Annotated in this window: 10 protein-coding genes and 1 pseudogene; 8 read left to right on the top strand and 3 right to left on the bottom strand. The window is 68.4% G+C overall.

The genetic code is table 11. The annotated features are described in order from the left end of the window. Positions 1 to 490, top strand: a pseudogene (locus tag ACFWF3_RS16460) (cytochrome P450); the annotation flags it as partial. 74 nt (positions 491 to 564) lie between these two features. Here ACFWF3_RS16460 and ACFWF3_RS16455 read toward each other — a convergent pair. Then, positions 565 to 993: a MarR family winged helix-turn-helix transcriptional regulator gene (locus ACFWF3_RS16455; RefSeq protein ID WP_379314325.1), complete on the bottom strand. Its 429-nt coding sequence runs from the start codon at positions 991 to 993 to the stop codon at positions 565 to 567. 119 nt (positions 994 to 1,112) lie between these two features. On the opposite strand from ACFWF3_RS16455, the gene ACFWF3_RS16450 reads away from it, so the two are divergent. Then, positions 1,113 to 1,694, top strand: a complete 582-nt coding sequence (locus ACFWF3_RS16450) for a hypothetical protein (RefSeq protein WP_379314324.1) — start codon at positions 1,113 to 1,115, stop codon at positions 1,692 to 1,694. A 45-nt stretch (positions 1,695 to 1,739) separates the two neighbouring features. Here the strand turns inward: ACFWF3_RS16450 and ACFWF3_RS16445 are convergent, their stop codons facing one another. Beyond that, on the bottom strand, positions 1,740 to 2,135 hold the full coding sequence (locus tag ACFWF3_RS16445; protein ID WP_379314323.1) for a nuclear transport factor 2 family protein: 396 nt from the start codon (positions 2,133 to 2,135) through the stop codon (positions 1,740 to 1,742). A gap of 127 nt (positions 2,136 to 2,262) precedes the next feature. Here ACFWF3_RS16445 and ACFWF3_RS16440 point away from each other — a divergent pair, with 127 nt between their 5' ends. The 4 genes from ACFWF3_RS16440 (at position 2,263) to ACFWF3_RS16425 (ending at position 4,717) form a co-directional block, all read left to right on the top strand. After that, a complete protein-coding gene (locus tag ACFWF3_RS16440) occupies positions 2,263 to 2,874 on the top strand; it encodes a TetR/AcrR family transcriptional regulator (RefSeq protein ID WP_378989922.1) in 612 nt (203 codons plus the stop codon). Between the two features lie 30 nt (positions 2,875 to 2,904). Beyond that, positions 2,905 to 3,783 carry a siderophore-interacting protein gene (locus tag ACFWF3_RS16435; protein ID WP_379314322.1) on the top strand — a complete coding sequence of 293 codons (879 nt, stop codon included), beginning with the start codon at positions 2,905 to 2,907 and terminating at the stop codon, positions 3,781 to 3,783. 98 nt (positions 3,784 to 3,881) lie between these two features. Next, positions 3,882 to 4,343 carry a MarR family winged helix-turn-helix transcriptional regulator gene (locus tag ACFWF3_RS16430; RefSeq protein ID WP_379219523.1) on the top strand — a complete coding sequence of 154 codons (462 nt, stop codon included), beginning with the start codon at positions 3,882 to 3,884 and terminating at the stop codon, positions 4,341 to 4,343. Continuing rightward, complete coding sequence (locus ACFWF3_RS16425; protein WP_379314321.1) at positions 4,340 to 4,717, top strand: DUF5313 family protein; 378 nt, start codon at positions 4,340 to 4,342, stop codon at positions 4,715 to 4,717. Before ACFWF3_RS16430 ends, ACFWF3_RS16425 begins: the two co-directional genes overlap by 4 nt. Positions 4,718 to 4,761: 44 nt before the next feature. On the opposite strand, the gene ACFWF3_RS16420 is transcribed toward ACFWF3_RS16425, so the two are convergent. Beyond that, a complete protein-coding gene (locus tag ACFWF3_RS16420; protein WP_379314320.1) occupies positions 4,762 to 5,316 on the bottom strand; it encodes a TetR/AcrR family transcriptional regulator in 555 nt (184 codons plus the stop codon). Between the two features lie 215 nt (positions 5,317 to 5,531). On the opposite strand from ACFWF3_RS16420, the gene ACFWF3_RS16415 reads away from it, so the two are divergent. After that, positions 5,532 to 6,770 carry a cytochrome P450 gene (locus tag ACFWF3_RS16415; RefSeq protein ID WP_379314319.1) on the top strand — a complete coding sequence of 413 codons (1,239 nt, stop codon included), beginning with the start codon at positions 5,532 to 5,534 and terminating at the stop codon, positions 6,768 to 6,770. A 57-nt stretch (positions 6,771 to 6,827) separates the two neighbouring features. Further along, entirely contained in the window at positions 6,828 to 7,625 is a 798-nt protein-coding gene (locus tag ACFWF3_RS16410) for an N-acetylmuramoyl-L-alanine amidase (protein WP_379314318.1), read from the top strand. Positions 7,626 to 7,689 lie beyond the last annotated feature (64 nt).

Here is a 7,689-nt window from a genome sequence, read left to right as displayed (position 1 = left end):
GATGCTGAACCTGGTGGTCAACACCTTGCGGCTGATGCTCACCGACGACCGGTTCGCCGGAGATGTGCTCGGCGGCAGCCTGTCCACGCGCGACGCGCTCGACGAAGTGCTGTTCACCGACCCGCCGCTGGCCAACTTCTGCATGACCTACCCGCGTCAGCCGATCCTGGTCGAGGACACCTGGCTGCCCGCACACGAACCGGTCGTCATCAGCATGTCGGCCTGCAACAACGATCCGGCCATCGCCGGGCGCGATGTCGTCGACAACCGGGCGCACCTGGCCTGGAGCGCGGGGCCGCACGGCTGTCCGGCCAAACCGGTGGCGTATCTGATCGTGCAGGACGCGATCGACCAATTGCTCGACGCGCTCCCGGAATTGAGCCTCGCCGTGCCGGTCGAGGATCTGGTGTGGCGGCCCGGCCCGTTCCATCGGTCGCTCGCGGCGTTGCCCGTGAGTTTCCCGAAGACACCGCCGCTGCCGATGCCCTGAATTCGCTCGCGAGGGCCCGACAGAGCGTGGGTCAGGACAAGGTCGCGTGACGCTCCCCGAATCGGTCGGCGCACTCAGGCTGCGAGCCGAGCGAGCAGGCGTCTGAGGACGGTGGCTTCTTCCGCGGCCAGGGTCGAGTGCAGGAACTGGTCCTCGGCAACTCTGATGCGTTTCTTGGTCTGTGCGTACAGAACACGTCCGCTCTCGGTCAGTCCTACGGTGCGCTGACGTTTGTCACTCGCACGAGAACGCGTGACGAGCCCGCGCACGGTCAGATCGTCGAGATGCTTGCCCAATCGCGTGGGATCGCGACGGGTGCGGCGCGACAGCTCTACCTGTGACACGCCCTGTGCCGACGTCAGTTCGCTCATGATCGCGTACTCCCACATCGACAGCCCGGCCTCACTCAGAATCGGTTCTTCCAATGCCGCCAGCTGCGGAAACACGCGAGCCATCAACGCGGCCAGATCTGGCTCGTCCTTCGCGTCGCCCTGCTCTGCCATGGACACCCTTTCCGATATCGTCTACCGTGGTAGAGGATCTAGCGCATCTACGCCCGATGCGTTCAGCATCTCCTACCGGACCGGCGACCGTGGAAGCGAGCTATGCGGTGGATGTATCCATGCTGCACACCCTGACCGAAGACCTGGCCTCGTTCCTGTCCGAGGTGACCCATGGCGATCTCAAATGTCCACTGCCGCATGGCACCGGCGACATCGGTGATCTGTACCTGCGCCTGATCGAGCAGAATCTCAGCATCGCCGCAGCGACCGCGGGTGATCCGACTCTGCACGGACCGTCGATCGCACCGATGGACAGAGCATCCCTTGATGTCTCCGTGGACAAGTGCTACGGCGATGCCGGACTCGACGCGGGCTATCGACGGACTGCTCGGCTCATGGAGAACGCGTTCGCCTCGGTGACGGACGCGAGCCGGCTCATTCGAATGAAGGGGGCCGGTGGGGCGGTCGACATCGAGACCCTTTACGAGGAACAGATCAGTAGCGCGGTGATACATACCTGGGACATCGCCCAGGCGCTCGGAGGCCTGCCCTATCAACCGGCCACCGACGTGACCCAGCGGATCCTGCGGGCAACCGTCGTGCGGATGACGCAGACTCACGCCACCTCTGCCGAGGGTGAAGTGGCCGATGATGCGGGCGCCTTCGAGTGTGTGCTCACCCTGACGGGACGCGTGCGCTGACGGGTTCGGCGCGATGTCGGTGACCTCCGGCGAACGCGCTGTGGCTCAGGCGATCTCGGCGGGCGCGGTCAGCGCGGCCTGCATGGCCACGCCGTCGACGTAGGTGTGCTTCGCCTTGACCGCGCCGTCCTCGACGGTGACCATGTCCGCGATATCCACATCGACGGCGCCGCCGGTGACGGAGGTGCCCGACAGCTTCCATCGCACCACCCAGAAGTCGTCGCCGACGCGCAGGTCGACCTGGGTGAAAGTCAGATCGGGGACGAGGGCGAAGGTCTCTGCGGCGGCGGTTCGGATTTCCGCGCGCCCGTGCGCGGGTGTGCCCCCGGAGTGCAGGTGGAAGACCGAATCGGGCGTGTGTAGCGCGGCGATCCGGTCGGGGTCGCGCTCGGCCCAGCAGGCGTGATAGCGCTCGAACAGATCCTTGGTGGCATCGGACATAGTCCCCCAGCCCTTCCAATATACAAACAGGATGACTGTATGTTCCCGAATCCGGTGTGGCCGGTCAAGGGGCGAACGGCCTCGGATCTGCCGCGACCCTCGTCCTGTCCTAGACTTCGACGTCGCCATGAATCCTGATCGCCGGACCCAAGCCGAACGCTCGGCCGCCACGCGTGCCGCGGTGATCCGTGCCGGGCGAGAGCTGTTCGGGCAGTTCGGGTACGGGGCGGTGAGCACGATCGCGGTCGCCGAGGCGGCCGGGGTCAGTCGCGGCGCGCTCTATCACCAGTTCGGCGAGAAGCGGGATCTGTTCGAGGCGGTGTTCGAGGATCTCGAGCGCAGCTTGGTGGAGGTGATCGCCGCCGCCGTGGCCCAGGCGCGTGCCGAGGATCCGATCGCGAGCCTGATCGTGGGCTGCCTGGCGTGGTTGCAGGCCTCGACCGCGACCGAGGTGCGCCGGATCGCGCTGCTCGACGCGCCCGCGGTGCTCGGGTGGGCCCGGTGGCGCGAGATCGAGTTGCGGCACACCATCGGCCTGGTGGAGAACGCGATGGCCGGTGCCATGGCCGCCGGCCGGATCAGGAAGCAGCCGGTGCGGCCGCTGGCGCTGGTGGTGGTCGGTGCGCTGGACGAGGCGGCGCAGTACCTGGCGCATTCGGCGGACGCGGGGGATATCGTCGCTGTCCGCGCGGTGATCGAGCAGCTCATTTCCGGCCTCGCCGTCGATCAGGGCGGGTAGTTCACAGGCTCGGTAGGTTAGGCTTGCCTAATGACGACTGGGACTGTGAATCGACCGGCCATGGTCTACGCGCCGCTGACGGTTCGTCGCGCGGTACGGCTGACGCCGCGGATGGTGCGGGTGACCCTCGGGTGTCCGGACCCGGCCGCCCTCGTCGACGCCGGGCCCGACCAGTACACGAAGCTCTTCTTCCCGCTGCCGGGCAGGCCGCGTCCCGTCGTGCCACCGCCACTGGACGACTCGGGCAGCGTGATGAGTTGGTACCAGCGCTATCTCGCGATGCCCGACGAGATCCGCCCGCCGATGCGGACCTACACGGTCCGGGCGCAGCGGCCCGAACTCGGCGAGCTCGACATCGATTTCGCCCTGCACGCCGAGCACGCGGGTCCCGCCTCGGACTGGGCGTCGACCGCGGTGGCGGGCGACGAGATCGGCCTGCTCTGCCCGCCGCACGCGCTCTACACCCCGCCCGCCGCCCCCGAGTGGCAGTTGCTCGTCGGTGACGAGACCGCCGTTCCGGCGATCGGCGCGATCATCGAACGCCTAGCCGTGGGAGCGCGAGCGCGAGCGTTCATCGAGGTCGAAGGCCCGGCCGACGAGCAGGGCTTCGAGACCCGCGGCGACGTACGGATCGAGTGGGTGCATCGCGGCGATCGCCCGCACGGCGACGCGGTGGTCGCCGCGGTGCGTGCGGCCGAGCTCCCCGCGGGCGTGCCCTACGCGTGGATCTCCGGTGAGGCCGAGTTGGTGAAGCTCACCCGGCGGAATCTGGTCCGCGACCGTGGTGTCGACAAGCGCGCGATCACCTTCACCGGCTACTGGCGTCAGGGTCGTAGTGAGGAGGACAACGGCCGCGAGAAGGTGCGCCGTGCTGTCGCCGGTGAGCCACCGGTCCTCGACGAGGACTGACGCGCATCGTCCCGCCGCCCCATCTGTGATGCCACTAATAGTTATTGCACTAACTATTAGTGGCGTAATAGTGTGTGGGCTGAGAAAGGTGGTGGACGATGCAGGAGCTCGACGACCCGCTGCGGCTCGACCGGCAGGTGTGCTTCGCCCTGGCGGTGGCCAATCGATCCGTGCTGGCGGTCTACCGGCCGCTGCTCGAACCGCTCGGCCTGACGCATCCGCAGTATCTGGTGATGCTGGCCCTCTGGGGTGAGGCGCCGATGTCGGTGAAGGCCGTCGCCGAGGCGATCCAGCTCGACTCCGCGACCTTGTCACCGCTGCTCAAGCGACTCGAATCCGCCGGTCTCATCACCCGCCGCCGCGATCCGCACGACGAGCGCACGCTGCACATCGACCTCACCGAGGCGGGCCGTGACCTGCGTGAACAAGCCGAGCAGATCCCGCCCGCCGTCGTGGCACGCCTCGGCGTGAGCCTGGCGGACCTGGAAGAACTGCGCGATGTCCTCGGCCGGGTGAACGCGGCCGCGCGACGCGCATCCGATGTGAGGGAGCAGCAGTGAGCAACTCGACCCCGAATCCCTGGCAGCGCGTTCGCTACATCACCGGCGGAACCCTGCCGCCCTCGATGTCGGACTGGGTGCTCGCCGATCTCACCGGCCCCGGCGCGACCCGCCGATACCTGATGCGCTTCCTGCTGCCGGTGCTGCCGGTGCTGTGCCTGTTCTTGCTGGTCCCGGGCCCGCTGTGGATAGGGCTGTCGATGATGGCGTTGCTGTACCTGCCGCTGGTCTACTTCACTGTGGCGTTGGTCTACGTGTACCGGCGGCACCGCCTGGTCAGCCATGGCTTCGATCCCGAGTTGGCCAACGAGGCCGAACGCCGTCGGACCGAGGCCGAACGCGTTGCCTACGAGAGTCGCCACCACCGCGGCTGAGCTGAGCCGCGACGGATCGAGGACGCGCGGACCGAACGGGGGAGTCAGCCCGCACGCAGGGTGGGCCCGACGAATCGTTCGACCAGGTGACGTTCCGCCGTGGCGTCGGGCAGCGGCCAGGTGAGCAGCGACAACACGACGCGCACGACCCAGCCCGCGGCCTCGTCGTCGGGGGCGATCCGGGTCAGCGCGGTCGCGATGTGACCGAGTTCCGGTGCGCCGGCGAGGAATTCGTCGGTGTCGGGAGAGCGGTGGCGGATCAGCCACTGGCGCAGCACCGGGTCGGCGCGGATCGCGGCGACGGCGGCCAGGATCGCCTCGACGGGTCGTCGGCGGGGCGGGACCGAGTCGACGGCCGCCTCCACGCGCGCGACGACGGAGCCCGCGGCCCGGACCATCACGGCGCGTATCAGTCGTGGTTTGCCGCCGATGCAGCGATACAGCGTCGCACGCGAGCACCCCGCGGCCGCGGCGATGTCGTCGGCGGTGACGTTGTCTATGCCGCGTTCGAGGAACAGCGCGAGGGCGGCGCGTTCGATGCGGTCGACCGCGATGGTGCGTCGGTCACCGCCGGCCAGCCAGTCGACTTGGTCGCTCACCGGGGAACCTCCACTCGTGTCTGTCTCAGGGTGAGACGTTCGATGGAATCTGTCTAGCCGAATCCGGCCAGGCTGAGGGGTTTTTCGACGAAGTACGCGGCGGATTGCGGGGCAACGCGGTCGCTGGGCTGTCTCATCTCGAGACAGTCGTTGACCACATGCCTCTGCGCGGTACACGGTGAGCGCCGACAGCCCGACCAGGAAAGGCGGCAGCCGTGACCACGGACCTCGAAGCGATCGACCTGTTCGATGCGACGGTGCTCGACGACCCCTACCGGATGTATCGCGCCCTGCGTGAACAAGCGCCGGTCTATCGGGTACCCGGCACCGATTTCTTCCTCGTCGCCTCGTGGGCCGAGGTCACCGAGGCGACCCGGCGCCCCGCGGAGTTCTCCTCGCATCTGACCGGCGTGCTCGTCGCCCAGCCGGGCGCGGCGCCGATGACCTTCGACCTCGACGCGACCGGGCAAGCGGTCCACGTGCTCGCCACCGCCGACAGCGACGTCCATGCCGTTCACCGCGGCATCGTCGGACCGGCTCTGGCCAAACGGGTGCGCACGCTCGGCCCGTTCGTCACCGCCCTGACCGAACGGCTGTGGGCGGAAGAACTCGACGGCGATCGGATCGACTGGGCCACCGGGGTCGCCGATCGTTTGCCGCTGGCGCTGATCGCCGAACTCGTCGGTCTGCCGGGGACCGATGTCGCGAAACTGCTCTCGCTGGCCTACGACTCCACCGAGATGCTGGGCGGTGTCGTCGCCGAGGGCCGGATGACCGAGCTGATCACCTCCGCGGCCGAGCTCGCCCACTACGCGTACCTCGCGATCGGCAATGCGAAAGACCGTGTTGCCGATCGAGATTCGCCGCGAAGCCTGCTCGAGGTGCTTGTCGCCGCGATGGATGCGGGCACGATCGACGAGCAGCAGGCGGTACTGATCGTGGTGCAGCTGATCGGTGCGGGAGGGGAGTCGACCGCGGGTCTGATCGCCTCGGCGGCGCGACTGCTCGCCGCCGACCTCACTCTGCAGACCCGTCTGCGTGAACGCCCCGAGCTCGTCCCCGCGTTCCTCGACGAGGCACTGCGCCTGGAGTCACCCTTTCGTGGCCACCACCGCCACGTCATGGTCGATACTCGGCTCGGCGGTGTCGAGCTGCCCGCGGGCAGCCACCTGCTGTTGCTGTGGGGTGCCGCCAATCGCGATCCCGCCGTCTACCCGGATCCCGATATCGTCGATCTGGACCGGCGGCGCGGCCGTGCCCATGCGGCGTTCGGTGCGGGTGCCCATTTCTGCATCGGGTCCGCCTTGGCTCGGCTGGAAGCGACCGCCGCGATCACCCTACTGCTCGAACGCACCGAACGGTTCGAGCTGATCGAGCAGGAGCCGCCACGCTGGGTGCCCAGCCTGTTCGCCCGTCGCCACGCGACTCTTCCGCTGCGCATCACCCGGCGCTGAACACGGGTTCGGCGGGGACGAGGCCGGGTCGTCGGCACGGTGTGGCACGGTGTCGGGGTGCGTCCCCGTCTGTTCCTGCCCGCCTGCCTGCTCGCGGCGACAGCGCTGTTCGCCGGCTGCGCGTCCACCACCACGGACGCGAACCCGGCGACGTCGACCGCGACGGCCGTTTCCTCGGAGAGTGCCGTGCCGCCGACTTCGCCCGCCGTGAACCACACGGTTGTCCTCGATCCCGGTCACAACGGTGGCAATGCCACCCATCTCACCCAGATCAACGCACCGGTGCCCGATGGGCGCGGCGGCACGAAGGCCTGCAACACCACCGGGACCTCGGCCGCCAGTGGCTACACCGAGCACGAGTTCACCTGGGACGTCACCCTGCGAGTGCGCGACCTGCTCGCCGCCCGCGGTGTTCGGGTGATCCTCACGCGCGCCGACGACACCGGCGTCGGACCGTGTGTCGATGAGCGCGCCTCGATCGCGAATGAGTCGGGCGCCGACGCGGTGGTCTCGATCCATGCCGACGGCAATACCGGTGCGGACGCGCACGGATTTCACATCGCCTACGCCGAACCTGCGCTGAATCCGGTGCAGGCCGAGGCGGGGACGCGACTGGCGAGGGCGTTGCGTGATGCGATGATCGCCGGTGGCGCGGTGCCCTCGACCTATGTGGGATCGGCGGGACTGGATCCACGGGCGGATCTGGCCGGGCTCAACCTGGCCGAGCGACCGAGCGCGCTGGTCGAATGCGGGAACATGCGCTCGGCGACCGACGCCGCGCTCATCGAGACCCCCGAGGGCCGGGCTCGCTACGCCGAACTCGTCACCGCCGGAATCCTCGCGTTCCTAGGCTGATTCGGGCGCCCGTCCGCCTATTTCGGAGGAGTCGCGCAAAGTTCGCCAGGCTCCCTGCTGTGGG

The sequence above is a fragment of the Nocardia sp. NPDC060220 genome, from assembly GCF_042727815.1.
Taxonomy (GTDB): Bacteria; Actinomycetota; Actinomycetes; order Mycobacteriales; family Mycobacteriaceae; genus Nocardia.
Note: the sequence above shows the minus strand (reverse complement) of the source record. Positions and strands in the feature narration are given on the sequence as shown.